Consider the following 26,101-nt stretch of genomic DNA (forward strand, 5'->3'; position numbering starts at 1 on the left):
GGCGTCAGTCGCGGTTGATCCGGGCCGACTGCTTCACCAACTGGTACGCGGGCAGCAGCTCCGTGGGTTCCGGAGTGTCCAGGCTCAGCACGATCGGCCCGTAGAGGGAGGAGACCGCGACGGCCCGGTCGTTCACCGCGCCGCCGTCCTTCCCGGGGTAGCTCGCCTCGACGGCGTCGAGGGTGCCGGCCTTGAGCCGCCGGTACTCCGCGTCTGCCGCCTTGGGCGAGTACGCGTCGAGGAAGTGCTTCAGATGCTCCTCGGCGCCGCCGGCGACCCCGTCGACCCGCCACACGCGGAGGAACCCGATCGAGCCGGCCGGCCGGGCGTCGATCTCGCACAGCATGAGGGCCTTGCCGAGGCGGGCCTCGCCGAACTCCGCCGAGCCCTTCACCGCCTCGACCTTCCACCGCGCCGGCACGGAGAAGGTGACCGGCAGCTCGCAGGGCGTGCCCTTGCCGCCGACCGTGGTGCCCGCGGCGGCAGCCGCCACCTCGTCGTGCCAGGGCGGTCCGGGCGTCACCGGCGAGGCGGTGGCGCTCGGTGAGGCCGACGGGGAGGTGCCGGCCGAGGGCGGCTCCTCCTTGCCGTCGGTGCAGCCGCCGGTCAGTCCGATGGTGAGCGCCGCGAGCACGGCGACACAGGTACGACGTTCCATGGTGTCCATTCCCCGTTGACGATGAGCCGGCTCAGCAAAGCGACGCGGAACGGCGCCGTCAACCCGGAATGTCACCGTCCGCGCGCATCAGCGCCGGGCACCGCCCGCGCCGCGGGAAAACCGGGTCGCGTCCGGTCGCCCCGCCTGGCACCCTCGCGCACATGGCAACGGCTGAGGGTTTCGCGTACGTCGAGCGGTCGGACGGCACAGTGGTGATCACCCACCACGGCCGGGCGGCGGGCACCTTGCGGGGCGGCCGGGCGGCGGAGTTCCTCGCCGAGGTCGACGGCGATCCGCAACTCGTCATGGCCCGGTGGACCGGCAACTACCGCCGGGGCAACGAGCGGACCGCCCGCCGACACCCCCGCAACCAGGGCTGAGCGAGGCGGGAGGACCGCGCTCACCGAGCGCGGGCCCTCCCGGCGTACGTCGTGATGCGGGCTGGGCCTTGAACCGTGCCCGGCTGCGTGGCCGGTCGAGCCGGTGACCAGAGCCTGGACGACCGGCGCTGTCGTCGCCGTGTTGCGATACCACAGCGGCATCTTCATGCCTCGCAGGTATCAGCACTGCGGCGCAGTGGTTCGTCGGCGCCGCGCGCCTGCCACGTCCTCCGAGCCTCGCACTTCGGAAATCGCCGGCCGCCCGCAGCCTCCGGGCCGGCCCTACAGGGGGATGTTGCCGTGCGCGCCCCGGGCCGCCGGAGCGGCGGCGAGGGCCTCGGCGATGCGGCGGCGCGTCTCGGCGGGGGTGATGACGTCGTCCACCACGCCGATCTCCAGGGCCCGGTTGACGCCGCCCGCGATGCGGGTCTGCTCCTCGACGAGCTGCGCGCGCAGCGCCTCGCGCTCCTCGGCGGGGACGGCGGCGAGCCTCTTGCGGTGCAGGATGTTGACGGCGGCGCCGGCGCCCATGACGGCGACCTCGGCGTTGGGCCAGGCGAACACGGCGGTGGCCCCCAGGGAGCGGGAGTTCATCGCGATGTACGCCCCGCCGTACGCCTTGCGGGTGACCAGGGTGACCCGGGGCACGACGGCCTCGGCGAACGCGTGCAGGAGCTTCGCGCCGCGGCGGACGACGCCGTCCCACTCCTGACCCAGGCCGGGCAGGTAGCCGGGGACGTCGACCAGGACGATCAGCGGTACGCCGAGGGAGTCGCACATGCGTACGAACCGGGCGGCCTTCTCGGCGCTGGACGCGTCCAGGCAGCCGCCCAGGCGCAACGGGTTGTTCGCGACGACGCCGACGGTGCGCCCGGCGAAGCGACCCAGGGTGGTCACGACGTTGGGGGCCCACTTGGCGTGCAGCTCCACGCCGGGGGCGTCCAGCAGCGCCTTGACCACCGGCTTGACGTCGTAGGCCCGGTTCGGCTCCGCCGGCATCCTCGCCGCCAGGTCGTGTCCCCCCTCGTCCCGGGCGGACACGTCGTCGGGCGACAGGCGCCCCTGCCGGCCCAGCAACGCGGCGAGCCGGCGCGACTCGATGATCGCCGACTCGTCGTCGGCGCAGGTCACGTGGACCACCCCGGAGCGGCGGCCGTGCGGCTCGGGCCCACCGAGGCGCGCCATGTCGACCTGCTCGCCGGTGACGCTGCGGACCACTTCCGGGCCGGTCACGAAGATCCGGCCCGCGCCGCTCATCACCACGATGTCGGTCAGCGCCGGCCCGTACGCGGCGCCACCGGCCGCCGGACCGAGCACCGTGGAGATCTGCGGCACCCGCCCCGAGGCACGCACCATCGCCGCGAAGACCTGGCCCACGGCGTCCAGAGCGACCACGCCCTCGGCCAACCGTGCCCCGCCCGAGTGCCACAGCCCCACCACCGGCACCCGTTCGCGTACGGCGGTGTCGATGGCGTCCACGACGTGCCGGCACCCCTCGGTGCCCATCGCCCCGCCCATCCGCGTCGCGTCCGTGGCGTACGCGACGACCGGCGATCCCTCGATCTCGCCGCGCGCCCACAGCACGCCCGAGGTGTCGCGGGGCACCGACAGCCGCAACGATCCCGCGTCGAACAGCGCCCGGAGCCGAACCTCCGGATCCCGGTGGTCGACGACGGAAGATGCGTCCACGCCGACGGCGGTGGTGCTCACGTGTGCCTCCATGGCAGTGGTCTCAGGCCCGCGTGAAGACGAGAGCCACGTTGTGGCCGCCGAAGCCGAACGAGTTGTTCAGGGCGGCGGGGATGTCCATGTGGCGCGCCTCGTTGGCGGCCACGTCCAGGCTGAGCCCGTCGTCGGGGTCGTCCAGGTTGATCGTCGGCGGTACGACACCGTCGCGGATCGCCAGGATGGTGGCGATCGACTCCAGCGCGCCCGCCGCGCCCAGCAGGTGGCCGGACATCGACTTGGTCGAGGTCAGCACCGGGTGGTCGCCCAGCGCCGCCCGCAGCGCGGTGATCTCCGCGACGTCGCCGACCGGGGTCGACGTGGCGTGCGCGTTGACGTGCACGATGTCCGCCCTGGCGACGTCCGCGTCCGCGATCGCCTTCGCGATCGCCCGGATGGCGCCCTCGCCCTCCGGGTGTGGCTGGACGATGTCGTAGCCGTCGGAGGTGAGCCCGGCGCCGGCCAGCCGCGCGTAGACCCGGGCGCCCCGGGCGGCGGCGTGCTCCGCCCGCTCCAGCACCAGGATGCCCGCGCCCTCGCCGAGCACGAAGCCGTCGCGGGCCTTGTCCCACGGGCGGGAGGCCCGCTCCGGCTCGTCGTTGCGGGTCGACATCGCCCGCATCGAGCTGAAGCCGGCGATCGGCAACTGGTGGATGACCGCCTCGGTGCCGCCGGCCACCACCACGTCGGCCCGGCCGGCGCGGATCATGTCCATGCCGAGGGCGATCGCCTCCGCGCCGGTCGCGCAGGCGCTGGCCACGGAGTGCACCCCGGCCTTCGCGCCCAGCTCCAGACCCACCCAGGCGGCGGGGCCGTTGGGCATCAGCATCGGGATGGTGTGCGGGGAGACCCGCCGGGGGCCGGAGGCCTCCAGGATGTCGTCCTGGGCGAGCAGCGTCAGCGCGCCGCCGATGCCGGAGCCGACGCTGACGCCCAGCCGCTCCGGGTCCAGCCCGGAGTCGGCCAGGCCGGCGTCCGCCCACGCCTGCTGCGCCGCGATGATCGCGATCGCCTCGGAACGGTCGAGCCGGCGGAGCTTGACCCGGTCGATCAGGCCGGTCGGCTCGACCGCGAGCTGGGCGGCGATCCGGACCGGCAGCTGCTCGGCCCACTCCTGGGTGAGCGGACCCACCCCGGAGCGGCCGGCGAGCATGGCGTCCCAGGTCGACGCGACGTCCCCGCCCAGCGGGGTGGTCGCGCCGAGCCCGGTGACGACGACGTCGGTGTGAGCCATGATCAGGACTGCGCCTCGATGTAGCTGACGGCGTCCCCGACGGTCTTCAGGTTCTGCACCTCGTTGTCCGGGATCTTGACGCCGAACTTCTCCTCGGCCGCCACCACGACCTCCACCATGGAGAGCGAGTCGACGTCCAGGTCGTCGGTGAAGGACTTCCCCTCGGCCACGTCGTCCGGGTTCACCCCGGCAACCTCTTCGAGGATCTCGGCGAGGCCGGCGGTGATCTCGTCACGGGTCATTGCGGTTGGTTCCTCTCATCGCGGTTCATTCGACGGCCGACGACGCCGGCCGTCACTCCCCGGCACGCGGCCGGAGGGGCTTTCAGGGGCAGCGGACGACCTGACCTGCGTAGGTCAGCCCGCCGCCGAAGCCGAAGAGCAGCACCGGGGCGCCGGACGGCACCTCCCGCCGCTCCACCAGCTTGGACAGGGCCAGCGGCACGCTCGCCGCCGACGTGTTGCCGGACTCGACGATGTCCTTGGCGACGATCGCGTTCGGGATGCCGAGCCGCTTGACGATGCCGTCGATGATCCGGGCGTTGGCCTGGTGCGGTACGAAGGCGGCCAGCTCCGACGGGTCCACCCCGGCGCGCTCGCACGCCTGCCGGGCCAGCGGCGCCAGCTCCGTGGTGGCCCAGCGGAAGACCGACTGGCCCTCCTGCTGGATGTACGGGCGCCAGCCCTCGATGCGTACCGCGTCGCCCCTCTCCGGCACCGAGCCCCAGACCACCGGGCCGATGCCGGCGGGCTCGCCGTCGGCGACCGCCGACACGACAGCCGCGCCGGCGCCGTCGGCGAAGATGATGCAGGTGGAGCGGTCGGTCCAGTCGACCATGTCGGACAGCTTCTCCGCGCCGATGACCAGGGCGTTGCGCGAGGCGCCGGCCCGGATGGCGTGGTCGACGGTGCCCAGCGCGTACGCGAAGCCGGAGCAGGCCGTGTTGAGGTCGAACGCACCGGGCGCGGTGATGCCGAGCTTGGCGGCGACCCGGCAGGCCACGTTGGGGCTGCGGTCGGCGGAGCTGCACGTCGCCACCACGACCAGGTCGATGTCGGCGGCGGTGAGCCCGGAGTTGGCGAGCGCCTTGCCGGCGGCGGCGCTGGCCATGTCGGCGACCGTCTCGCCGTCGGCGATCCGCCGGGTGGCGATGCCGACCCGGTCGCGGATCCACTCGTCGTTGGTCTCGACGAGTTGGGCGATGTCGTCGTTGGTGACCACCCGGGAGGGCTGGTAGTGCCCGAGCGCGACGATCCGGCTGCCGGTCATGCGTGTCCTCCGATGCGGACGAGCGGTTGGCCCGGGGCGACCGGGTCGTCGTGGTGGGTGAGCCACTCGGTGAGCACACCGTCGTCGTGCGCGGTCACCTCGACCGGGCCCTGGCGGGTGGCCACGTGGCCGACGACCTGGCCGGCGCGCAGCGTGTCGCCCTCGGCCAGGTCCCGGGCCGGCTCGAAGGTGCCGGCCGCCGGTGCCACCACCACACGGAAGTGCATGGTCGGCTCGTGGCTGGGTGCCATTCCGTGCCGGGCGATCAGGTCCCGGGCGGCGGGCAGGTCGTCCGGGGTGTTGAGGGTGACCACCTCGGGGGCGCCGGCCCCCTTCAGCTCCCGTTTGACCAGGCCCGCGAGGGTGCCGGCCGGGGGCAGCTCGATCACGCCGGTCACCCCGAGGTCGGCCAGGGTGCGCATGCAGAGGTCCCAGCGCACCGGCGCGGTGACCTGGCGGACCAGGCGCTGCACCATGTCGCGCCCGTGGTTGACCGCGGCGCCGTCGAGGTTCGACAGCAGGATCCGGGCCGGGTCGGTCGGGGTGATCCCGGCCGCCACGGCGGCCAGCGCCGTCTCGGCGGGGGCCATGTACGGGGTGTGGAAGGCGCCGGCCACCTTCAGGCGGATGACCCGGGCCTTCGTCGGCGGCTCGGCGGCGAGCTTGTCCAGCCCCTCGACGGCGCCGGCGGCGACGAACTGGCCGGCGCCGTTGCGGTTGGCCGGGTGCAGCCCGTGCGCGGCGATCGAGGCGAGCACCTCGTCCGGGTCTCCGCCCAGCACGGCGGCCATCCCGGTGGGCTCCAGCGCGCAGGCGGCGGCCATCTCCCGGCCGCGTACGCCAGCCAGGGTGATCGCCGCCTCCGCCGGGAGCACCCCGGCGAGCGCCGCCGCGCCCAGCTCGCCGACGCTGTGGCCGACGGTGAGCGTGACGTCGTACATCGGTAGGTGCTCGGCGGCCAGCAGCGCGGCGGCGACCAGCAGTGGCTGGGTCCGCGCGGTGTCCCTGATCTCGTCCGCGTCGGCCGTGGTGCCGAGGTGCAGCAGGTCGACCCCGGCCAGCGCGGACCACCAGCGCAGGCGCGCCTCGGCGCCGGTGAGGTCCAGCCAGGGGGTCAGGAAGCCGGGTTTCTGGGAACCCTGGCCGGGCGAGAGTACGGCGAGCACGTCTATGACTCTCCCGGATACGGGCGGGTAGCGCTGTGCCGCCCCCGACCAAACCGCACTAGGACCTTTGGAGGAATCCTACAAAGATCGGCGGCGATCATCACCTGTGTGTGGTGTTTTGCTGGCACTCGGGGTCATTGTCTGGGTTGGTACCACCGGGACCACCGGGTCGAGCCGGCCGACGGTGAGGGCGACCTGGAGCGCGAACGCGTCGCGCGCCGCGAGCGGCGAGAAGCCGGTGACGTCGGAGATCCGCCGCAGCCGGTAGCGCACCGTGTTCGGATGCACGAAGAGGGACCGCGCGGCGCTCTCCAGCGTGCCGCCGGCCGCGAAGAAGGCGTCGAGGGTCTCCAGCAGCTCCCCGCCGGCGCGGACCAGGGCCGAGTAGACGTCGTGACGCAGCCGGCGGCGCGCCTCCGCGTCCCCGGCCAGCGCCCGCTCCGGCAACAGGTCGTCCGCCGGCACCGGTCGGGGCGCGGTCGGCCAGGCCGGGGCGGCCCGGAAGCCGGCCAGCGCGGCGCGCGCCGACTCGGTCGCCTCGTCCAGGCTCGGCACGGCCGGACCGACCACCACCGGCCCGTCCCCGAACGTGCCGAGCAGCTTGCCGGTGGCCGCCACCGGGTCGGCGACACCGCCGAGCACGATGACCAGCCGGTCGCCGTGCACCCCGCCGATCACCTCCGTGCCGATGCGCCGGGCCAGCCGGTGGACGGTGTGCAGCACGGCGGAGACCTCCCCGCCGGGGGAGCGGCCGACCGCCACCGCCACGGGCGGGGCGTCCGCCCAGCCGAGTGCCGCCGCGCGGCTCGCCAGCACGTCCGGCGAGTCGCCGCGCAGCAGGGCGTCCACCAGCAACGCCTGCAACCGTGCGTCCCACGATCCGCGCGACTCGGCGGCGCGGGCGTACACGCGGGCGGCGGCGAACGCGATCTCCCGGGAGAACCGCAGCACCGCCTCGCGCAGCTGCTGCTCCTCGCCCTTCGCCGCCAGGTGCGAGACCTGCTCCTCGACCACGTCGATCATCACCTTCACCAGCGCGACGGTCTGCTGGAGGCTGATCGAGCGGGCCAGCGCCTGCGGCGCGGTGGCGAAGACCTCGTCCGAGACCTCCTGGGTGCTGTCCGCCGTGCCGCCGCCGTCGCGCAGCCACTGCACCAGCGACCGGGCGCCGGCCTGGGCCACCAGCATCACCCAGGAGCGGTGGTCGGGCGGCAGGTCACGGAACCAGGGCAGCGTCTCGTCCATCCGGGCCACGCTGGCGCTGGCCAGCGCCCCCGCCGCCCGTTCGATCCGGCGCAGCGTGGCCGACAGTTCCGTCCCGCCCGGCTCGCTCACCGCCCCAGCGTGACACGCCCCGACCTGCACCTGGGCGCCGGGCGGCCCGCCCGCTGCGGGTGGCCGGCCCGCCGTGGCCCCGGGCGGCCCGGCCGCCGTGACGACGGGCGGCGGTGAGGTCAGGCCGGGGGCGGGGCGGGCAGCCCCAGTTCCTGGGCCAGGATGGCGGCCTGCACCCGACTGCGCAGGTCCAGCTTGGCGAGGATCCGGCTGACGTGGGTCTTGGTGGTGCTCTCGGCCAGCGCCAACCGGTCGGCGACCTGCTGGTTGGACAACCCGAGCCCCAGGCAGGCCAGCACGTCGCGCTCCCGGGGGGTCAGCGCGTCCACGGCCCCGCGCGTCGCGGCGGAGCTGGTCGGGGCGGTCGCCGCGAACGCGGTGATCAGACGGCGGGTGACCGCCGGGGCGATGAACCCCTCGCCCCGCGCGACCGTCCGTACCGCCGCCACCAGCCCCTCGGCGTCGGTGTCCTTGAGCACGAAACCCGCCGCCCCGGCCCGCAGCGCACCGAAGACGTACTCGTCGACGTCGAAGGTGGTGAGCACGAGCACGTCGGCGAGCCGGTCGGCCGCGATCTCCCGGGTGGCGGAGATGCCGTCCAGCCGGGGCATCCGCACGTCCAGCACGGCGACGTCCGGGCGCAGCTCGCGGCACAGCCGGACCGCCTCGGCGCCGTCCTCGGCCTCGCCCACCACCTCGACGCCGGCCGCCCCCGCCAGGATCAGCGCCAACCCGGCCCGTACCGCCGCCTGGTCGTCGGCCAGCAGCACCCGGATCACCTCGGCCACGTCACGTCCCGCCCCCTCACGGCACCACCTCCGTCGGCAGCTCCACCCGTACCCGCCAGCGGCCGTCCGCCGGGCCGGCGGCGAACCGCCCGTTCAGCAGCACGGCCCGCTCCCGCATCCCGATCAGGCCGGCGCCCGCGCCGGTCAGCGTGCCACGGCCGGCGCCGACCGGGTTGCCCACGTCCACCACCAGACCCGCCGGCTCGTACGCGACGAGCAGGTCGGCCTCGCCGGCGCCGTGCTTGAGCGCGTTGGTCAGCGACTCCTGCACGATCCGGTACGCGGCGAGGTCCACCCCGACCGGCAGCGCGCGCGGCTCGCCGCGCCGGGTCGCGCGTACGGCCAGCCCGGCCGCGCGGACCCGCTCGACCAGCACGTCCAGCTCGCTGAGTCGCGCCCGGGTCGCCTCCTCCGTGGCGTCGACAGCCGTGCCGCCCTCCGCCGGTTCCCGCAGCAGGCCGATCATCTGCCGCATCTCGCCCAGCCCCTGCACGCTGCTCTCCCGGATCACCCGCAGCGCCGACTCGACCTGCGATCGGTCGAGCCCGGGCGCGGAGAGCACGGCCGTGGCGTGGATGGCCACCGCGCTCAGGTGGTTGGCGATCACGTCGTGCAGCTCCCGGGCCATCCGGGCCCGCTCCGCGCCGACCGCCTGGCGGCGGTCCAGCTCGACCAGGCGGGCCGTCTGCTCCGCCCGCGCCCGCTCGGCGGCCGCCTGGTCCCGGTACTGCCGCACGCTGATCCCGGTGAGCACCGGCAGCACCCCGGCCAGGACCACGGGCGCCCCGAAGCCCACGCCCCGCCAGTCGCCCTTCAGCAGCACCCCCACCGCCGTGCCGAGGACGCTCAGCCCGACCGTCACCTGGAGCAGGCGACGCCACGTGCGGGCCGAGCCGAACACGCACGCGTCGTAGAGCACCTGGGTGTAGACCAGGACGGTCGCCAGCGATCCGCCCAGCGCGAGGTCGGCCAGCACCGCCACCGTGCCGAGCGCCAGGCTGGCCCGGCTGGCGACCCGGCGCAGGCCCACCGCCACGCAGACCACGGCCAGCGGCAGCAGGAACAGCGTCTCCGGCACGTCGGGGCGCCAGGACAGCTGCGGCTGCGTGCCCAGGCCGTACATGACCAACCCACCCGCCAGACCCGCACAGGCGAGCAGAACGTCCCGTCCCCGCCTCCCGCCCCATACCCCCACCCCCAGATCCCACCACACCCCTACACCCCGGGTTTCCGCCGATCATGCAGGTGTGGTGGGGGGACGAAGGCTGCACAGGTGTACGAAATTCCCATCACAACTCCGTGATCGCGAGGGGAGGGGGGTGGGTGGGGTGGGGGAGTCGGGTGGCTGATGGGAGGGTCGGTGGCGGCCAGTACGGTGGCAGGGCCCGTCGGAGCTACCCCGGCGGGTGGGGCGAACGTGAGGAGACCGGGATGGCGCACGGGGAGGCCGAGCACGGCTGCGCCCAGGGCGAGCCCTGCCGGCCGGGCCACCACGAGCAGCCGGCGGCGGCCAAGCACCGCCGGCCGCCCACCGGGTTCCCGGCGCACGCGCCGGAGCACCCGGCCCGCGCCCCGGAGCGCCCCGAGGACGAGGTCACCGTGCCCCGCCAGCGCGTCGCGGAGCCGGCTCCCGGTGAGGTCGAGTCGGCGGTGACGCGGGGCTGCCGCAGCGATCTGCCCGGCTGGGCGGGCGCGCACCGGCACGGCCCGGTCCGCCCCCAGCAGCGCGCGACCCGCCGCGAGCGCCCGCCGCGCCGCTGGTGCTGACCACGGCGACGTCCTCCGGGCGTACGGTCTGTTTCATAGACCGTGGCTGACCGCGCCCGACGTCGCCGGCCGGCGGTGTGGTGCCCTCGCCCTCGATACCACACAGGTATTTATATGCCGCTCAGGTATCAGTGTTCCGGCGGCAATGGTTCATCAGCTTGACGCGCCTTCCGCGTCTTATGTCAGCCAGACACGGTCGACTGGAAGGTGCGCGAGGGGCGCCTGTCCGGCGCGATCCCCGGGCACTTCGTCAAGCCGTCGACCGTGGATCTGGGCGTGCTCGCCGGGCTGGTCGACGTCGGCCGGCTGACGGTCCACGTGCAACGGACGTTCCCGCTGGCGCAGGCGGCGGACGCGCAGCGCACGGTGGAGGCGGGGCACGTCCGCGGCAAGGTGGTCCTGGAGCTCTGACCCGGCCCTGTGCCTCCGGTCGTCCGTTCGGACGCGGGCCGGGGCGGGTCAGCGGGTGCGGCGGCGGACCAGCAGCGCGATGCCGGCGAGACCCGAGGTGATGACCAGCACCACCGCGACGTTGAGCAGCAGCAGTCGCTGCAACTCGCCGAGCGCCTCGTCGATGTCCTTCGCCGGGTTGAGGGCGTCCTCCGGGATGACCCGTTCGCCGCCGCCGACGCCGCCACTGACGGTGTCGAACTGCCGCTCCAGCGGGACCCCGGCCGTGCGGAGCGTCTCCGACATGCTGAGCCGGCCGAGGAACCAGCCCGCGGCGGTCTTGCGGGCGTCCGGCTGCTTGGCCGGGCGGAAGACGCGCGGCCCGCCGACCGCCTTCGGGTAGAGGTCGTACGTCTGCTTCGGGACGTCACCGGCGTAGACCACGACGGTGTACTTCGGACCGAGGTCGGCGGCCTTCGGGCCCTTGGCCTGGCCCGTACGGCCGAGGAAGTTGACCTGGTCGATGATCGCCACCACGTGCGCGGGCTGGGCCTCGGCGCGCAGCCGCAGCGGCTCCGCCAGCCCCTCCCCGGTGATCTGCACCCCGGCCGGCGGGGTCTTCGGTGCCGCCGTCGCCGTCTCGGCCGGGCCGAGCGACAGGACCGCCGCCGCGAGCCCGCCCGTCAACACCGCGACCAGCCGCCGCATCGTTCGGACCATCGCCGCCTCCTCGCCCCGTTCGATGGGTGGCTTGCTGCAGGTCACGCGTTGGTTGGCTGACGGGGGTGACCGGACCCGTGCAGGGCGCCACCCTCAAGACTGCGCAGAACGTCGATCGGTTGCAGCTCGTGGAACAGTAATTGGAACTATCTGTGATCCCGGCCCGACCAATGAACGGCGGCCGTGGATCAGCGGGCGGATCGTACCTTTACGGAGGGGTTCATGGGGGGCAGGTTCCCACGAGTGGCGCTCACCTGGCCAGTGGTGGTCGGCGTGGCGCTCGGTGTGTCGTTGTTGCTTCCGGCCGCGCCGGCGGCCGCCCACAACTCGCTGACCGGCAGCGATCCGCGCAACGGCGCCCGGGTGGCCGAGGCGCCGGCCCGCATCGAGTTGCGGTTCCTGGCCAAGGTGGACCCGAATACGACGAAGATCACAGTCACCGGTCCGGACAACGTGGCCGCGCTGGGCGGCGCCCCGACCTTCTCCGGGTCCCGGGTGAGCATGCCGTTCAAGCCGGGCCGGGCGGGGCTCTACGTCGTCGACTACCGGGTGGCGTCCAGCGACGGGCACCCGATCACCGGCGAGGTGCGGTTCACCCTGACCACGGGCACCCCCGCCGAGTCGCCGACGGCTTCGGCGCCGGCCGTACCGCCGTCGCCCGGGACCGGGCCGACCTCGGCCGCGCCCGAGCCGGCGGGCACGGGCTCGCCGACGGCGGCGGTGCCGGCGGCGAAGGAGAGCGACGACGCGGGCGGGCGCGGCTGGCTGTGGGCGCTCGGCGGCGTGCTCCTGCTCGCCGCCCTCGCCGCCGGCCTGCTGCTGCGCCGCCGCTCGGCCGGCCGCTGAGCGGCACGAGCCCTCGACGCCTCAGCGCCCGGACCGACCGGTCCGGGCGCTGAGGGAGGTACGCCGTACGCGGCGCCGGCGTGCGGGCCACCTGCCGGCGCGGACGCCCTCCCGACGGAGCGCTCGTGGCGGTCGGGCAGGCGACCGGGCTCAGACCAGGCGGACCCGGGCGGCGCGCAGCCGGCTCAGGGTGCGCTCGCGGCCGAGCACCTCCAGCGACTCGAACAGCGGCAGCCCGACGGTGCGGCCGGTGACCGCGACGCGCACCGGGGCCTGGGCCTTGCCGAGCTTGAGCCCGCGCTCGGCGCCGACGGCCTCCAGCGTCGACTTGAGCGTCTCCGCGTCCCACGACTCCAGCGCCTCGAACGCCGCCGTGGCGGCGTCCAGCAGCTCCGCCGCGCCCTCCTTCATCGCCTTGGCCCAGGCGGCCTCGTCGATCAGCGGCGCGGCGAGGAAGAGGAAGTCGACGTTTGGCACGATCTCGCTGAGCAGCGCGATCCGGGTCTGCGCCAGCGGGGCCACGGCCGCGAAGGCGTCCGCGTCGAACTCCTCCGGCTGCCACGGCGGCGGGGCGATGGTGCCGGTGCCCGTCAGCCACGGCCGGCAGGCCTCGACGAACTCCTCGACTTCGAGCGCCCGGATGTACTCGCCGTTGAACGCCCGGAGCTTCTTCTCGTCGAAGAACGCCGGCGAGGGGTTGACCTCTGCCAGCCGGTACTCCTGCTCGATCACCGACCACTCGACGATCTCCCGGTTGCCCGACGGCGCCCAGCCGAGCAGCATCAGGTAGTTGCGCATGGCCGAGGCGAGGTAGCCCTCGTCCCGGAACGCCTCCAGGGCCACCTTGTCGCGGCGCTTGGAGAGCTTCTGCCGCTTCTCGTTGACCACCACCGGCACGTGCGCCCAGATCGGCGGCTTGACCCCGAGGGCGTCCCACAGCAGCTGCTGCTTCGGGGTGTTGGGCAGGTGCTCCTCGGCCCGGATCACGTGGGTGATCCCCATGGTCATGTCGTCGACCACGTTGGCGAGCAGGAAGACCGGCGAGCCGTCGCCCCGGGCGATGACGAAGTCCTCGATCAGCTTGTTCTCGAAGGTCGGCTCGCCGCGGATCAGGTCGACCACCACGGTCTCGCCCTCGTCGGGCGTACGGAAGCGCAGGGCGCGCCCCTCGCCGGCCGGCAGGCCCCGGTCCCGGCAGAAGCCGTCGTAGCCCTGGTACTGCGAGCCGGTGCGGGCCTGCACGGCCTCGCGGGTGCAGTCGCAGTAGTAGGCGCGGCCGGACGCGTGCAGCCGCGCGGCGGCGGCCCGGTGCTCGCCGGCGTACTCGGACTGGAAGTACGGGCCCTCGTAGCTGCCGCGCTCGATGCCGATCCAGTCCAGCGCGGAGAGGATGCCCTCGGTCCACTCCGGCTTGTTGCGGGCCGCGTCGGTGTCCTCGATGCGGAGCACGAACACCCCGCCCTGCTGCTTGGCGTAGATCCAGTTCTGCAGCGCCGAGCGGGCACCGCCGACGTGGAACATCCCGGTCGGGGAGGGGGCGAAGCGCACACGTACCGTCACGTCCCCCAGCCTACGGCGGCGCGCGACCCGATTAGGCCAAGGGGTACGCCTCAGGGCACCGAGCGGATCTTCAGCACCAGCACGCTGCCCAGCACGGTGACCGCCGCGGTGGCCGCGTAGAGCGCGGGATAGCCGCCGAGGTGCACCACGAGCGGGGCGGAGATCGCGGGGCCGAGCACCTGTGGGGCCGAGTTGGCGATGTTGATCACGCCGAGGTCCTTGGCCCGGTCGGCGGCGGCGGGCAGGACCTGGGTGATGAGCGCGGCGTCCACCGACAGGTAGACGCCGTAGCCGGCGCCGAGCAGCAGCGCGGCGACCACCGCCACCGGCCAGACCGGCGCGACGGCCAGCAGCAGCGCGGCGACCGCCATGATCCCGCCGGCGGTGATGACGAAGACCTTGCGCCGGCCGGAGCGGTCCGACAGCCGGCCGGCCACCACGGCCGTGGCCGCGAGGCCGGCCGTGTAGAGCAGGATCAGCACCAGCAGGCCGCTCTCGGGGTCGGGGTGGCGCACCTCGTCGGTGAGGAAGTAGAGCAGGTAGAGGGTGCCGAGGGCGTTGCCGAGCTGCACCAGGAAGCGGGTGATCCAGGCCCAGCCGAAGTCGGGGTGCCGGCGCGGCGAGACCCACATCGAGGCGAGCAGGGCGCGCCAGCGCAGCGCCGGGCGGTGCGCCCGGGGCAGCGGGTCGTCGGCGGTGAGCAGCGCGAACGGCAGCGCCAGCAGCAGCACGGCGACCGCCATCGTGGCGTAGCCGGCGGCGGTGCCGCTCACCACGGCGGTCACCAGCACCACGCCGAGCACCAGTCCCAGCGCCTGGGGGATGCCGACCCAGCCGGAGACGCCGCCGCGCTGGGCGACCGGCACCCGGTCCGGCACGGCGGCGGTCAGGCTGGCCAGCATCGCGTTGAAGCAGACCTGCGCGGCCACCCAGCCGAGGGCGACCCCGGCGACGGTGCGCTGCTGCGCGAGCAGCACCAGGGCCGCCGCGCCGAGCAGCGCCCCGCCGGCGGTCCACACGTGCCGGCGGCCGAACTCCCGCCCGGCCAGCCGCAGGCAGGTGCGGTCCGACAGCGCCCCGGCGAGGGGGTTGGCGAGCACCGCGGCGAGCGCGCCGAGGCCGGTGACCACGGCGAGCGCGGTCTCCTTGTCGGCCGGCGCGATCCGCTCCAACTGCTGCGGCAGCAGCACCTGGATGGGCGTGAAGAACGCCATCCAGACCCCGAGGTTCGCGGCGAAGATCAGCGCGATCCAGCCCCGCCGGACCGGCACGGTCGGCTCGGCGAGCGCCGCCGGCAGCGACGCCGGCGTCGGGTCGACGGTGGTCACGGCCGGGCGATCAGGTCGCGCAGCCAGGCGTACGAGGACTTGGGCGTACGGAGCTGGGTGTCGAAGTCGACGTGCACCAGGCCGAAGCGCTTGGTGAAGCCCTCCGCCCACTCCCAGTTGTCCAGCAGCGACCAGACGAAGTAGCCGGTGACGTCCACGCCCTCGGCCATCGCCGCCCGTACCGCGCGCAGGTGCCCGTCGAGATAGGCGATGCGCTGCGGGTCGTGCACCCGGCCGTCGGCGTCGGGCGCGTCGTCGTACGCGCAGCCGCTCTCGGTGATCTGGATCGGCGGCAGGTCGTCGGCGTACGTGCGGTGCAGCCAGCCGAGCAGCTCGTGCAGCCCGTCGGGGGCGACCGGCCAGTCGAAGGCGGTGCGCGGGTATCCGTCGAGCGGCACGAACTCGAACGGCAGGGGCGAGCCCTCCCGCGGGGCGCGTACGCCGGTGGGGTTGTAGTAGTTGACGCCCAGCACGTCGATCGGCGCGGCGATCACGTCGAGGTCGCCGGCGTGCACCGCGCTCGTGTCGAAGCCCAGCCGGGCGGGGTAGCCCCGGCCGAACAGCGGGTCGGTGAAGAGGCGGTTGTGCAGCGCCTCGTACGCCGCGGCGGCCGCCCGGTCGGCGGCGCCGTCGCCGGCCGCCCGCACGGGCGAGTAGTTGTTGGCGATGGCCACCGGGCTCGTGGTGCGCGCCCGCAGCGCGGCGACGGCGAGACCGTGGCCGAGGAGTTGGTGGTGGGCCACCGGGAAGGCGTCGAAGAGCAGCGTCCGGCCGGGGGCGTGCTCGCCCGTGCCATGGCCGAGGCTCATGTGGATGAACGGCTCGTTCAGGGTGATCCAGAGCTTCACCCGGTCGCCGAGCCGGGCGGCGGTCGCGTCGGCGTACTCGGCGAAGCGGTGGGCGGTGTCGCGGTTCAGCCAGCCGCCCGCGTCCTCGAGGGCCTGGGGCAGGTCCCAATGGAAGAGCGTGGCGACGGGATCGACGCCGTGGGCGAGCAGGTCGTCGACGAGCCGGTCGTAGAAGTCCAGGCCGCGCGGGTCGACCGGGCCGTCGCCGGTGGGCCGCACCCGGGGCCAGGCGATCGAGAAGCGGTACGCCGAGACGCCCAGCCCGGCCAGCAGCGCGACGTCCTCGGCGTGCCGGTGGTAGTGGTCGCAGGCCACGTCGCCGGTGCTGCCGTCGGCGATCCGGCCGGGGGAGTGGGCGAAGGTGTCCCAGATGGACGCCCCCCGGCCGTTCTCGTCGACGCCGCCCTCGATCTGGTAGGCGGAGGTGGACACTCCCCAGCGGAATCCGGCGGGGAACTCGGGCATCGCTGCGGTCGACATGCGCCCTCCCGGCGTACGTGAATCGTGTTCGCGACTCTAGAGCGCCGTCGATCGATGCGCCATAGGCCTTCCCGCGCCGCAGCGCAATGGATTTCGGCGTGTCTTTTCCGAACCCGTCCAGGTACGTCCGAATTTGCGCATAGAGTGCCGATATCGTGGGATGTCCTCACTGGAGGAAGACGGAAATGATCCTCGTGGAACGCAGTGCGCACGTGATGGCGCCGATGGAAGCGGTCTGGGACGTCGTGCAGCGGGCCGAGCAGTTGCCGGCCTGGCTGGCGGGGGTCCGCGCGGCCGAGGTGCTCTCGGGAGAGGGCTTCGGGCGCCGACAACTCGTCCAGGCCGGACGTGGCGCGGCGCATGAGGCCGAGGTGATCGCCTACCAGGAGCCGACCCTGATCGGCTGGCGTGAACGCGCCAAGGGCGCCGGTGCCCGGGCGGAGGCGCGCACCGAGATCTACGTCCAGCTCACCGCGGACGAGGAGGAGGGCGGGACGATCGTGCGACTCATCGTCGTACGCTGGCCGGCCGGTCCGGTCAAGGCCGCCCTGCTCCGCCTCGGCCTGCGCAGGGTCGGCGCCGACCTGGAGGACTCGCTCGCCCGGCTGACCGATCTGGCCGCCGTCGGCTGAGCCGGGCACGTCCTGGCGTCACCCGCGACGGCGGTGGCCCGGTGTCCCCGCCAGGGACCCCCGGGACCACCGCCGTTCCGCTTCATGCGCCGCCACGGCCCGGGGTGCCCCACGGGCCCGACCGGCGACGACGAAGGGCCCGGCACCCGCGCCGGGCCCTTCGTCGCGTACGTCCTAGCTGTCGCCGCCGGTCTCGCCGACCGGGGCCGCGTTCACGTCCTCGATGGCGTACTTCTTGGCCGCCTCGGCCGGCACGTTCGCCGGCACCGTGCCGCGCAGGGCCAACTGCCGCAGCGTCGCGACCACCACCGACTCGGCGTCGACGTGGAAGTGCCGGCGCAGGGCGTGCCGGGTGTCCGACATGCCGAAGCCGTCCGTGCCGAGCGAGGTGTAGTCGCCGGGCACCCAGCGGGCGATCAGGTCCGGCACCGCGCGCATCCAGTCGCTGACCGCGACCTTCGGGCCCTCGGCGTCGGCCAGCTTCTGCTGGATGTACGGCACCCGCTGGTCACCGCCCGGGTTGAGCAGGTTGTGCTCCTCGCACTGCACCGCGTCGCGGCGCAGCTCCGTCCAGGAGGTCACCGACCAGACGTCGGCGGCCACGCCCCAGTCCTGGGCCAGCAGCTGCTGCGCCTTCAGCGCCCACTGCATGCCGGTGCCCGAGGCGAGCACGTTGGCCTTCGGCGCGTCGTCGCCCACCGAGGGGGCGGGGGAGTAGCGGTAGATGCCCTTGAGCACACCCTCGACGTCCACCCCCTCCGGCTCCGCCGGCTGGAGGATCGGCTCGTTGTAGATCGTCAGGTAGTAGAAGACGTTCTCCTGCGCCTCGCCGTACATGCGGTGCAGGCCGTTCTCCACGATGTGCGCGATCTCGAACGCGAACGCCGGGTCGTAAGCGACCACCGCCGGGTTGGTGGCGGCGATCAGCAGCGAGTGGCCGTCCTCGTGCTGGAGCCCCTCGCCGTTGAGCGTGGTCCGGCCGGCGGTGGCGCCGAGCAGGAAGCCCCGCGCCATCTGGTCGGCGGCGGCCCACAGCCCGTCGGCGGTGCGCTGGAACCCGAACATCGAGTAGAAGATGTACATCGGGATCATCGGCTCGTCGTGGGTGGCGTACGCCGAGCCCGCCGCCGTGAACGAGGCGACCGAGCCGGCCTCGTTGATCCCCTCGTGCAGGATCTGCCCGGTGGTGGACTCCTTGTACGACAGGAACAGCTCCCGGTCGACCGAGGTGTAGCGCTGGCCGTGCGGCGAGTAGATCTTCTGCGTGGGGAAGAGCGAGTCCATGCCGAAGGTGCGGGCCTCGTCCGGGATGATCGGCACCCAGCGCTTGCCGAACTCCTTGTCCTTCATCACGTCCTTGAGCAGGCGGACGAAGGCCATCGTGGTGGCCACCTTCTGCTTGCCGGAGCCGCGCTTGACGTCGGCGAAGCGCTCCGGGCCGGGGATGGCCAGCCGCTTCTGCCCCCGCCGCCGCGACGGCAGGTAGCCGCCGAGCTGCTGGCGCCGCTCCTTGAGGTAGGCGATCTCGTCGGACTTCTCGCCCGGCGTGTAGTACGGCGGCAGGTAGGGGTTGTCCTCCAGCGCCTTGTCCGGGATGTCCAGGTAGAGGCGGTCGCGGAAGGTCTTCAGGTCCTCCAGCGTCAGCTTCTTCATCTGGTGCGTGGCGTTGCGGCCCTCGAAGTGCGAGCCCAGCGTCCAGCCCTTGATCGTCTTGGCCAGGATGACGGTCGGCTGACCGGTGTGCTCCATCGCCGCCTTGTAGGCCGCGTAGAGCTTTCGGTAGTCGTGCCCGCCCCGCTTGAGGTTCCAGATCTCGTCGTCGCTGAGGTCCTCGACCATCTTGCGGGTCCGCTGGTCGCGGCCGAAGAAGTGCTCCCGGACGTACGCCCCGGACTCCGCCTTGTAGGTCTGGTAGTCACCGTCGGGCGTGGTGTTCATCAGGTTGACCAGCGCGCCGTCGGTGTCCGCGGCGAGCAGCGGGTCCCACTCGCGGCCCCAGACCACCTTGATGACGTTCCAGCCGGCGCCCCGGAAGAACGCCTCCAGCTCCTGCATGACCTTGCCGTTGCCGCGCACCGGCCCGTCGAGCCGCTGGAGGTTGCAGTTGATCACGAAGGTGAGGTTGTCCAGCTCCTCGCGGGCCGCCACGCCGATCGCGCCGAGCGTCTCGGGCTCGTCCATCTCGCCGTCGCCCAGGTACGCCCACACGTGCTGGTCCGAGGTGTCCTTGATGCCCCGGTGGTGCAGGTAGCGGTTGAACCGCGCCTGGTAGATCGCGTTCAGCCCGCCCAGGCCCATCGAGACCGTGGGGAACTCCCAGAAGTCCGGCATGAGCCGCGGGTGCGGGTACGACGGCAGGCCGCCGCCCGGGTGTGACAGCTCCTGGCGGAACCCGTCGAGCTGGTGCTCGGTCAGCCGCCCCTCCAGGAACGCCCTGGCGTACATGCCGGGGGAGGCGTGGCCCTGGTAGAAGATGTGGTCGCCGCCGCCCGGGTGGTCCTTGCCGCGGAAGAAGTGGTTGAAGCCCACCTCGTAGAGCGAGGCCGAGCTGGCGAAGGTGGAGATGTGCCCGCCGACGCCGATCTCGGGGCGCTGCGCCCGGTGCACCAGCATGGCCGCGTTCCACCGCACGTACGCCCGGATCCGCCGTTCCACGTGCTCGTCACCCGGGAACCACGGTTCGCGCTCCGGCGGGATGGTGTTGATGTAGTCGGTGGTGGTCAGCGACGGCACCCCGACCTGGCGCTCGCGGGCCCGCTCCAGCAGGCGCAGCATGACGTAGCGGGCGCGTTTGGTCCCGCGCTCGTCGATGACACCGTCGAGCGACTCGACCCATTCGCTGGTCTCTTCAGGGTCGATGTCCGGAAGCTGGCTCGGCAGACCAGCGGTGATCACCGGGCGCTTGCGTTCCGTAGCCACAGGCGTTCCCTCGGTTCTGTGTGGGATAGGTCTCTAGCGCCATCCTGCCCCCTGGTGGCACCCGCCGTCACGCCCACCGCCCGGAGACGCGACGCGCGACACAGGTACCCGTCGGTAACTTTGCGCAACCGGCCAGGCCGGTGGGAGCTGGGCGGCCGGCTACCGCCTCGGGCAGAATGCGTCGTATGCGCAGTGAGGTGATCACCGTCCAGACCGGGGCCCGGCCCACCGTCCGGGACATCACGGCGGAGGCCGAGCGGTTCGTCTCCGGGCAGGGCGACGGCCTGCTGCACGTCTTCGTGCCGCACGCCACCGCCGGACTGGCGATCATCGAGACCGGCTCGGGCTCCGACGACGACCTGCTCGCCGCGCTCGACGACCTGCTGCCCACCGACGACCGCTGGCGGCACCGGCACGGCTCGCCCGGGCACGGGCGCGACCACGTGCTGCCGGCCTTCGTCCCCCCGTACGCGACGCTGCCGGTGGTCGACGGCCGGCTGGCGCTGGGCACCTGGCAGTCGGTCTGCCTGGTCGACCCCAACGGTGACAACCCCACCCGCAGCGTCCGCTTCTCGTTCCTGCCCGGCTGACGGCGCGTCCCGAGCCGCCCGGTCGGACCGCGACGGCGCCGCCCGTTCCGCGCTTCGGGTCAGACCGCCACGTCGCGCCGGGCGAAGGTGACCGCGCCGACGGCGGCCAGCGCCACGGTGGCGCCGGCGAGCAGCAGCGCCCCGACCGGCTGCACGCCGTCGAGCAGCGGCGAGCCGCCCAGGTACCAGTGGAACGGGGACAGCTCCCGCGCCCAGGCCAGCCCCTGCACCTGGGGCAGGACCGAGTTCGCCAGGTAGCCGAGCACGGCCACCGCGGCGCTGACGCCGAGCGCCACGGCCCGCCGCCCGGTGGCCGCGCCGACGGCGAAGGCGAGCGCGGCGAAGGCCAGCCCGAACAGGGCCAGGTGCAGGGTCATCGCCGCGAAGCCGCCGACGCCGATGCCGTCGAACTGCGACGGCCCGCTCAGCGCGACCATCGCCAGGCCGAGCAGCACGGCCACCGCCACGATGCCGACCGCGACCGCGGCGAGGCGGAGCAGGACCAGCCGGGTCCGGCCGACCGGGTGGGCGAGCACCAGGTCGAGCGTGCCGGCCTCCTCGTCGCCGGCCACCGCGCGGGCCCCGGCGGCGATGGCGAACACGGCGACCAGCAGCGGCACCAGCAGGCCGTACACGGCGCTGCCGAGGTAGCCGGCGGCGCTGGTGAGGTCGCTGTAGTTGAACGCCTCCAGCAGCCCCTCCGGGTAAGCCTCCAACGCCTTCGTCATCTCCGGCGTCTGCATCGTCGGCCAGAAAGAGGCGTACATCGCCCCGACCGCGACGATCGACACGGTCCAGCCGAACAGCGACCGGCGCGCGTCGTAGAGGGCCTTGGTGAACGGGTCACGCAGCAGCACGGACGGACTCCTCGCGCGAGTAGTAGCCGAAGAACAACTCCTCGAGATCGGGCTCCTCGGAGAGCAGCCCGATCACGGTGTGCCCGGCGGCCGCCTTGACCAGCGCGTCGGCCCGCCCGTCGAGGCGGCAGCGCAGGGTCGTTCCCGCGACCGTCACCTCGCTCACGCCCGGCAGGGCGGCGAACTCCGCCTCGGCGACCGGCTCTGCGAAGGTGACCTCCACCCGGCGTACGGCACGCTCGCGCAGCTCCTCGACCCGCGCCACGGTGACCAGCCGGCCCTCGCGGATGATGCCCACCCGGTCGGCGGCCTGCTGCACCTCGCTCATGACGTGCGAGGACATGAACACCGTCCGGCCGTCGGCGCGCGCCTCCCGCACCAACGACAGGAACTCCTGCTGGAGGAACGGGTCGAGCCCGCTGGTCGGCTCGTCGAGGATCAGCAGCTCCGGGTCGTGCATGAACGCCTGCACCACGCCGACCTTCTGCCGGTTGCCCTTGCTGAGCCCTCTGATCCGCCGGCCAAGGTCCAGGTCGAGCCGGGCGGCCAACTCGTCGATCCGGGCCCGGGGCACCCCGCCGCGCAGATTGCCCAGGTAGGTGAGCAGCTCCCGGGCGCTCTGCCGGCCGTCCACGACGAAGTCGCCGGCCAGGTAGCCGATCCGGCGGCGCAGGGCGACCCCGTCGCGGCGGGGATCCGCGCCGAGGACGCTGATCCGGCCGCTGGTCGGGCGGATCAGGTCGAGCAGCAGCCGGATCGTGGTGGACTTGCCGGCTCCGTTGGGACCGAGGAACCCGTACACCTCACCGCGCTCGACCCGCAGGTCCAGCCCGGTCAGGCCCCGGTTACGCCCGTAGGTCTTGACCAGGTCGCCGGTCTCGATGGCGGGGTCAGCCATCGTTGCCTCCCCTCTTGTCGTATTCGGCCTCGAAGCGTTCGACGAGCTTCGGCACCTCGCGCTCGACGAACGCGTAGAAGTCGCGCATCACCCGCAGCCGTTCGCTGCCGGGCGCGTCCTCGCCGCCGACGACGGTCAGCCCCTGCTCCATCAGCTGGCGGAACACCCGGAACTTTGCGGCATCGGCGGCGATGCGGATGATCGCGTCCGGCCTGACCTCGTAGGCGTGCCCCCGGTGGCCCGGCACCGGCACCCGCCGGGCCAGCCCGCTGGTCTCCAACATCCGCATGCCGGTGCTGACCGAGCCCTTGGAGAGCCCGAGCCCCTCGGCGAGCTGGGCGCTGGTCTGTCCCGGCGGGTCGCAGACGAGCAGCCAGCCGAGCAGCTTGCCGTACGCCGGTGGTAGGCCGAGCCCGCTCAGCACGACGGCGGCCTCCTCGGCGTAGTGGCGCTGGGCGGACACTTTCGTCATGGAATCCTCGTTTCGAACGTTCAATAGGTTCTGAACAGAACATACGCGCGGGTCGCATTCCCGGCAAGGGGTGTCGTGCCGCCGGCAGACCCGTACGGTCCGGGTGCCGAACTATGGGCCGAAAGTAGGATGTGCGGCATGGCGCAGCACACGGTCCCCGCCACCCCGGCGGATCCCGCCCGCGCGGCGCTGGCGGGCGACGTGGTGCGCCGTATCACGCACATCGCCGCCGCGCTGCGCCACCAGCAGGACATGGAGATCGCCGAGCTGGGGCTGACCCCCGCGACCGCACGGGCGCTCCACGAGCTGGACCCCGACCGGCCGCTGCCGGCCCGCGACCTCGCCGCCGGGCTGGGCTGCGACCGCTCCAACGTGACCGCCCTGGTCGACAAGCTGGAGCGGGCCGGGCTGGTCGAGCGGCACGCCGACCCCGCCGACCGACGGCAGAAGACGCTGGTGGTGACCGGGCCGGGACGGCAGGTGCGGGCCCGGGTGCAGCAGGTCATGTCGGATTCCCGGCTGCTCGCCGGGCTCAGCGGGCGGGAGCTGGCGACCCTGCGTGAGCTGGTCTGGAAGGTCTCCGACGGGGGCTGTCCCGAGCGGTGCGACGAGGACTGACCGACACCGCGTCGTTCGTGTCCGAGTGGGCGCGCGGGCCGCTCGTCGGTAATGCTGTCCGACGTGACCACCCCGCAAGATCTCGACGACCGGTTCCGGGAGACGCTGGCCGCGCTGGCCGCCCCGGCGCAGCGGCGTGACCCGGCACGGCCGGTCACCGACGACACGACCCTGACCGGCGCGCGGGCGCTGGAGCTCTTCGACGCGCAGGCCACCAGCCGCCAGCTCGACCTCGCCGGCCGGTGGCTGCGCAGCTTCGGCGAGGGCTTCTACACGATCGGTTCCGCGGGCCACGAGGGCAACGCCGCGGTGGCCGCCGCGCTGCGCGCCACCGATCCGGCGTTGCTGCACTACCGCTCGGGTGCCTTCTACTGCGTCCGCGCGGCCCAGGCCGGCGGGTCGGCGCCGGCCGAGCATCCCGGCACCGAGCATTCCGACGCCGAGCAGCCCGAGGCCGAGCAGCCAGAGGCCCCGCGGCCCGAGGCTGAGCGGGCCGGGGCCGGGCACGGTGGTTCCGACCGGCCCGCCGAGGCCCCGCCGGGCGACGCGGTCGGCTCCGGCGAAGCCCCTGCCCCCGACGCCCCCGCCCCGGACGAGCCGGCCGGCGGCGCCGGGTCCGCCGTGGACCAGCCGCTGTCCCCGGCGTACGCCGAAGCGGCCCGCGACGTCCTGCGCGGCATGGTCGCCTCCAGCCGGGAGCCGATCGCTGGCGGGCGCCACAAGGTCTTCGGCCGGGCAGACCTGGCCGTCGTCCCGACCACCTCCACCATCGCGTCCCACCTGCCCCGCGCCGTCGGGATGGGGCTGGCGGTGGAACGGCTCCGCCGGCTGGACACCTCCGGCCGGCGCGACGGGGCACGGGCCGGCGCCAAGCAGGCGCCCTGGCCGCCGGACGCCATCGTGGTCTGCTCGTTCGGCGACGCCTCGGTCAACCACGCGAGCGCCACCGCCGCGTTCAACACCGCCGGCTGGTACGACCACACCGGCCTGCGCATCCCGGTGCTCTTCGTCTGCGAGGACAACGGCCTCGGCATCAGCGTCCGCTCCCCGAAGGGGTGGGTGGAGACCACGCTGCGGTCCAAGCCGGGGATCCGCTACTTCGCCGCCGAGGGCGACGACCTGGTGCGGGCGTACGAGGCCGCAGCCGAGGCGGCGGCCTGGGTGCGGCGGCACCGGCGTCCCGCCGTGCTGCACCTGTCGACGGTGCGGCTGATGGGGCACGCCGGGGCGGACGCCGAGGCCGCGTACCGCAGCGCCGGTGAGATCGCCGCGGACTTCGACCGCGACCCGCTGGCCGGCACGGCACGGCTGCTGGTCGACGCCGGGGTGGCCACAGGCGAGGAGCTACTGGCCCGCTACGACGAGATCGGCTGGCAGGTGCGCCGGATCGCCGAGGAGGTGCTGGACGAGCCGAAGCTCACCGCGCCGGCGGACGTGGTGGCCCCGCTGGCACCCCGCCGGCCGGCGCGCCTCGCCCGGGCGGTGGCCGACGCGGCTGCCCGCGCCGCGGGCCCCGGTGCCGGCGCCCGGGCGGAGGCGTTCGGTGGCAAGCCGCCCGAGCTGACCGGCCCGCTGACGCTGGCGCAGAGCATCAACGCCGCGCTCGCCGACGGGATGCTCGACCACCCGCAGATGGCGGTGTTCGGCGAGGACGTCGGCGCCAAGGGCGGCGTCTACGGGGTGACGAAGGGGCTGCGGGACCGCTTCGGCGCGGCCCGGGTCTTCGACACGCTGCTCGACGAGACCTCGATCCTCGGGCTGGGGCTCGGCGCCGGGCTGGCCGGGATGCTGCCCGTGCCCGAGATCCAGTACCTGGCGTACCTGCACAACGCCGAGGACCAGCTGCGCGGCGAGGCCGCCACGATGCAGTTCTTCTCGCAGGGCGCCTTCCGTAATCCGATGGTGGTGCGGGTGGCCGGCCTGGCGTACCAGGAGGGCTTCGGTGGGCACTTCCACAACGACAACTCGGTGGCCGTACTCCGGGACGTGCCAGGTCTGGTGATCGCGGTGCCGGCGCGGCCCGACGACGCCGCGCCCATGCTGCGCACCTGCCTGGCCAGCGCCGCGGTGGACGGCAGCGTCTGCGTCTTCCTGGAGCCGATCGCGCTCTACCACACCCGCGACCTGTACGCCGACGGTGACGGTGAGTGGTTGTCCCGCTACGCCGAGCCCGGCGCGTGGACCGGTGGTCACGTGCCCATAGGGCGGGCCCGCGTCTACGGCGTCGGCTCCGCCGAGGACGTCACGATCATCACGTTCGGTAACGGAGTGTCGATGTCGCTGCGCGCGGCGGCCACCCTCGCCGACGAGGGCGTCGGCACCCGGGTGGTGGACCTGCGCTGGCTGTCCCCGCTGCCGGTGGCCGACATCATCCGCGAGGCCGCAGCGACGGGCCGGGTGCTGGTCGTGGACGAAACCCGCCGCTCCGGCGGGGTGGGCGAGGGGGTCATCGCGGCCCTGGTGGATGCCGGATATGTCGGAGCGGCGCGGCGAGTGGCCGGAGTTGACTCTTTTGTACCATTAGGCCCGGCGGCGCGTCAGGTTCTGGTCTCCGAGGAAGCAATTACCCAGGGTGCCCGCACGCTCCTGGCACGGTAAATTCCGTTGCACCCGGTGCGCCA

The 26,101-nt window shown here is 73.7% G+C and carries 23 protein-coding genes and 3 pseudogenes; 9 read left to right on the top strand and 17 right to left on the bottom strand.

The genetic code is table 11. The features are described 5' to 3' along the window. Positions 1-4: 4 nt before the first annotated feature. Complete coding sequence (locus GA0070610_RS05485; RefSeq protein ID WP_157747041.1) at positions 5-658, bottom strand: lipoprotein; 654 nt, start codon at positions 656-658, stop codon at positions 5-7. 161 nt (positions 659-819) lie between these two features. On the opposite strand from GA0070610_RS05485, the gene GA0070610_RS05490 reads away from it, so the two are divergent. Beyond that, positions 820-1,038: a hypothetical protein gene (locus tag GA0070610_RS05490; RefSeq protein ID WP_088999010.1), complete on the top strand. Its 219-nt coding sequence runs from the start codon at positions 820-822 to the stop codon at positions 1,036-1,038. A gap of 282 nt (positions 1,039-1,320) precedes the next feature. Here GA0070610_RS05490 and GA0070610_RS05495 read toward each other — a convergent pair whose 3' ends face one another. The 8 genes from GA0070610_RS05495 to GA0070610_RS05530 form a co-directional block, all read right to left on the bottom strand. Next, entirely contained in the window at positions 1,321-2,760 is a 1,440-nt protein-coding gene (locus tag GA0070610_RS05495; protein WP_088999011.1) for an acyl-CoA carboxylase subunit beta, read from the bottom strand. A gap of 10 nt (positions 2,761-2,770) precedes the next feature. Then, the gene (fabF, locus tag GA0070610_RS05500; RefSeq protein WP_088999012.1) at positions 2,771-3,997 is read right to left on the bottom strand and encodes a beta-ketoacyl-ACP synthase II; all 1,227 of its coding nucleotides are present in this window, start codon (positions 3,995-3,997) and stop codon (positions 2,771-2,773) included. A gap of 2 nt (positions 3,998-3,999) precedes the next feature. Continuing rightward, complete coding sequence (locus GA0070610_RS05505; RefSeq protein ID WP_007072348.1) at positions 4,000-4,239, bottom strand: acyl carrier protein; 240 nt, start codon at positions 4,237-4,239, stop codon at positions 4,000-4,002. Between the two features lie 82 nt (positions 4,240-4,321). Beyond that, positions 4,322-5,266 carry a beta-ketoacyl-ACP synthase III gene (locus GA0070610_RS05510; RefSeq protein ID WP_088999013.1) on the bottom strand — a complete coding sequence of 315 codons (945 nt, stop codon included), beginning with the start codon at positions 5,264-5,266 and terminating at the stop codon, positions 4,322-4,324. Further along, positions 5,263-6,432, bottom strand: a complete 1,170-nt coding sequence (locus GA0070610_RS05515) for an acyltransferase domain-containing protein (RefSeq protein WP_088999014.1) — start codon at positions 6,430-6,432, stop codon at positions 5,263-5,265. Before GA0070610_RS05515 ends, GA0070610_RS05510 begins: the two co-directional genes overlap by 4 nt. Before the next feature lie 78 nt (positions 6,433-6,510). After that, a complete protein-coding gene (locus GA0070610_RS05520) occupies positions 6,511-7,890 on the bottom strand; it encodes a PucR family transcriptional regulator (protein WP_392567315.1) in 1,380 nt (459 codons plus the stop codon). Further along, entirely contained in the window at positions 7,887-8,546 is a 660-nt protein-coding gene (locus GA0070610_RS05525; protein ID WP_231926161.1) for a response regulator, read from the bottom strand. The genes GA0070610_RS05520 and GA0070610_RS05525 overlap by 4 nt, the downstream gene beginning before the upstream one ends. A gap of 25 nt (positions 8,547-8,571) precedes the next feature. Next, complete coding sequence (locus GA0070610_RS05530) at positions 8,572-9,678, bottom strand: sensor histidine kinase (RefSeq protein WP_089003295.1); 1,107 nt, start codon at positions 9,676-9,678, stop codon at positions 8,572-8,574. A gap of 308 nt (positions 9,679-9,986) precedes the next feature. Between GA0070610_RS05530 and GA0070610_RS05535 the strand changes: the two genes are divergently transcribed. Further along, positions 9,987-10,322 (top strand): hypothetical protein, encoded by a 336-nt coding sequence (locus tag GA0070610_RS05535; protein ID WP_088999017.1) that lies wholly within the window; start codon positions 9,987-9,989, stop codon positions 10,320-10,322. A gap of 204 nt (positions 10,323-10,526) precedes the next feature. Then, positions 10,527-10,733, top strand: a pseudogene (locus GA0070610_RS05540) (zinc-binding dehydrogenase); the annotation flags it as partial. 48 nt (positions 10,734-10,781) lie between these two features. Here GA0070610_RS05540 and GA0070610_RS05545 read toward each other — a convergent pair. Further along, positions 10,782-11,432 (bottom strand): hypothetical protein, encoded by a 651-nt coding sequence (locus GA0070610_RS05545; RefSeq protein WP_089003296.1) that lies wholly within the window; start codon positions 11,430-11,432, stop codon positions 10,782-10,784. A gap of 222 nt (positions 11,433-11,654) precedes the next feature. Here GA0070610_RS05545 and GA0070610_RS05550 point away from each other — a divergent pair, with 222 nt between their 5' ends. Continuing rightward, positions 11,655-12,278, top strand: coding sequence for a copper resistance CopC family protein (locus GA0070610_RS05550; RefSeq protein WP_088999019.1), 624 nt, complete (start codon positions 11,655-11,657; stop codon positions 12,276-12,278). A gap of 150 nt (positions 12,279-12,428) precedes the next feature. Here GA0070610_RS05550 and gltX read toward each other — a convergent pair whose 3' ends face one another. The 3 genes from gltX to GA0070610_RS05565 are packed head-to-tail and all read right to left on the bottom strand — an operon-like array spanning position 12,429 to position 16,494. Then, a complete protein-coding gene (gene gltX / locus GA0070610_RS05555) occupies positions 12,429-13,838 on the bottom strand; it encodes a glutamate--tRNA ligase (RefSeq protein WP_088999020.1) in 1,410 nt (469 codons plus the stop codon). 50 nt (positions 13,839-13,888) lie between these two features. Continuing rightward, positions 13,889-15,166 carry an MFS transporter gene (locus GA0070610_RS05560; protein WP_088999021.1) on the bottom strand — a complete coding sequence of 426 codons (1,278 nt, stop codon included), beginning with the start codon at positions 15,164-15,166 and terminating at the stop codon, positions 13,889-13,891. Then, positions 15,163-16,494, bottom strand: a complete 1,332-nt coding sequence (locus tag GA0070610_RS05565; protein ID WP_231925925.1) for a GH1 family beta-glucosidase — start codon at positions 16,492-16,494, stop codon at positions 15,163-15,165. The genes GA0070610_RS05560 and GA0070610_RS05565 overlap by 4 nt, the downstream gene beginning before the upstream one ends. Positions 16,495-16,679: 185 nt before the next feature. On the opposite strand from GA0070610_RS05565, the gene GA0070610_RS05570 reads away from it, so the two are divergent. Then, a complete protein-coding gene (locus tag GA0070610_RS05570; RefSeq protein WP_088999023.1) occupies positions 16,680-17,126 on the top strand; it encodes an SRPBCC family protein in 447 nt (148 codons plus the stop codon). Between the two features lie 174 nt (positions 17,127-17,300). Here GA0070610_RS05570 and aceE read toward each other — a convergent pair whose 3' ends face one another. Further along, complete coding sequence (gene aceE / locus GA0070610_RS05575) at positions 17,301-20,045, bottom strand: pyruvate dehydrogenase (acetyl-transferring), homodimeric type (protein ID WP_088999024.1); 2,745 nt, start codon at positions 20,043-20,045, stop codon at positions 17,301-17,303. 185 nt (positions 20,046-20,230) lie between these two features. Here aceE and GA0070610_RS05580 point away from each other — a divergent pair, with 185 nt between their 5' ends. Beyond that, complete coding sequence (locus GA0070610_RS05580) at positions 20,231-20,635, top strand: YjbQ family protein (RefSeq protein WP_088999025.1); 405 nt, start codon at positions 20,231-20,233, stop codon at positions 20,633-20,635. A 59-nt stretch (positions 20,636-20,694) separates the two neighbouring features. Here GA0070610_RS05580 and GA0070610_RS05585 read toward each other — a convergent pair whose 3' ends face one another. From GA0070610_RS05585 to GA0070610_RS05595, 3 genes are read right to left on the bottom strand one after another with little or no spacing between them, the layout of a single operon-like run. After that, positions 20,695-21,492: an ABC transporter permease subunit gene (locus GA0070610_RS05585; protein ID WP_231925926.1), complete on the bottom strand. Its 798-nt coding sequence runs from the start codon at positions 21,490-21,492 to the stop codon at positions 20,695-20,697. Next, positions 21,479-22,390: an ABC transporter ATP-binding protein gene (locus GA0070610_RS05590; protein ID WP_088999026.1), complete on the bottom strand. Its 912-nt coding sequence runs from the start codon at positions 22,388-22,390 to the stop codon at positions 21,479-21,481. Before GA0070610_RS05590 ends, GA0070610_RS05585 begins: the two co-directional genes overlap by 14 nt. Then, positions 22,383-22,862, bottom strand: a complete 480-nt coding sequence (locus GA0070610_RS05595) for a GbsR/MarR family transcriptional regulator (RefSeq protein ID WP_088999027.1) — start codon at positions 22,860-22,862, stop codon at positions 22,383-22,385. The genes GA0070610_RS05590 and GA0070610_RS05595 overlap by 8 nt, the downstream gene beginning before the upstream one ends. Before the next feature lie 138 nt (positions 22,863-23,000). Here GA0070610_RS05595 and GA0070610_RS05600 point away from each other — a divergent pair, with 138 nt between their 5' ends. From GA0070610_RS05600 to GA0070610_RS05605, 3 genes and pseudogenes are all read left to right on the top strand, one after another. Further along, positions 23,001-23,480: a MarR family winged helix-turn-helix transcriptional regulator gene (locus GA0070610_RS05600; RefSeq protein ID WP_088999028.1), complete on the top strand. Its 480-nt coding sequence runs from the start codon at positions 23,001-23,003 to the stop codon at positions 23,478-23,480. A 51-nt stretch (positions 23,481-23,531) separates the two neighbouring features. Further along, positions 23,532-23,874, top strand: a pseudogene (locus GA0070610_RS31895) (transketolase); the annotation flags it as partial. Between the two features lie 128 nt (positions 23,875-24,002). Next, a pseudogene (locus GA0070610_RS05605) lies at positions 24,003-26,078 on the top strand (thiamine pyrophosphate-dependent enzyme); the annotation flags it as partial. Positions 26,079-26,101: the final 23 nt, after the last annotated feature.

Origin of the sequence: Micromonospora echinofusca, assembly GCF_900091445.1 — a bacterium.
GTDB lineage: Bacteria > Actinomycetota > Actinomycetes > Mycobacteriales > Micromonosporaceae > Micromonospora > Micromonospora echinofusca.

What these genes read in the sequence shown, in the direction of transcription:
- GA0070610_RS05530 (WP_089003295.1), bottom strand. Translation starts at nt 9,678, where the DNA reads ATGTACGGCCTGGGCACGCAGCCGCAGCTGTCCTGGCGCCCCGACGTG.
- GA0070610_RS05550 (WP_088999019.1), top strand. Translation starts at nt 11,655, where the DNA reads ATGGGGGGCAGGTTCCCACGAGTGGCGCTCACCTGGCCAGTGGTGGTC.
- GA0070610_RS05535 (WP_088999017.1), top strand. Translation starts at nt 9,987, where the DNA reads ATGGCGCACGGGGAGGCCGAGCACGGCTGCGCCCAGGGCGAGCCCTGC.
- GA0070610_RS05545 (WP_089003296.1), bottom strand. Translation starts at nt 11,432, where the DNA reads ATGGTCCGAACGATGCGGCGGCTGGTCGCGGTGTTGACGGGCGGGCTC.
- GA0070610_RS05590 (WP_088999026.1), bottom strand. Translation starts at nt 22,390, where the DNA reads ATGGCTGACCCCGCCATCGAGACCGGCGACCTGGTCAAGACCTACGGG.
- GA0070610_RS05495 (WP_088999011.1), bottom strand. Translation starts at nt 2,760, where the DNA reads ATGGAGGCACACGTGAGCACCACCGCCGTCGGCGTGGACGCATCTTCC.
- fabF (WP_088999012.1), bottom strand. Translation starts at nt 3,997, where the DNA reads ATGGCTCACACCGACGTCGTCGTCACCGGGCTCGGCGCGACCACCCCG.
- GA0070610_RS05490 (WP_088999010.1), top strand. Translation starts at nt 820, where the DNA reads ATGGCAACGGCTGAGGGTTTCGCGTACGTCGAGCGGTCGGACGGCACA.
- GA0070610_RS05485 (WP_157747041.1), bottom strand. Translation starts at nt 658, where the DNA reads ATGGAACGTCGTACCTGTGTCGCCGTGCTCGCGGCGCTCACCATCGGA.
- GA0070610_RS05565 (WP_231925925.1), bottom strand. Translation starts at nt 16,494, where the DNA reads ATGTCGACCGCAGCGATGCCCGAGTTCCCCGCCGGATTCCGCTGGGGA.
- GA0070610_RS05580 (WP_088999025.1), top strand. Translation starts at nt 20,231, where the DNA reads ATGCGCAGTGAGGTGATCACCGTCCAGACCGGGGCCCGGCCCACCGTC.
- GA0070610_RS05510 (WP_088999013.1), bottom strand. Translation starts at nt 5,266, where the DNA reads ATGACCGGCAGCCGGATCGTCGCGCTCGGGCACTACCAGCCCTCCCGG.
- GA0070610_RS05595 (WP_088999027.1), bottom strand. Translation starts at nt 22,862, where the DNA reads ATGACGAAAGTGTCCGCCCAGCGCCACTACGCCGAGGAGGCCGCCGTC.
- GA0070610_RS05600 (WP_088999028.1), top strand. Translation starts at nt 23,001, where the DNA reads ATGGCGCAGCACACGGTCCCCGCCACCCCGGCGGATCCCGCCCGCGCG.
- GA0070610_RS05505 (WP_007072348.1), bottom strand. Translation starts at nt 4,239, where the DNA reads ATGACCCGTGACGAGATCACCGCCGGCCTCGCCGAGATCCTCGAAGAG.
- GA0070610_RS05570 (WP_088999023.1), top strand. Translation starts at nt 16,680, where the DNA reads ATGATCCTCGTGGAACGCAGTGCGCACGTGATGGCGCCGATGGAAGCG.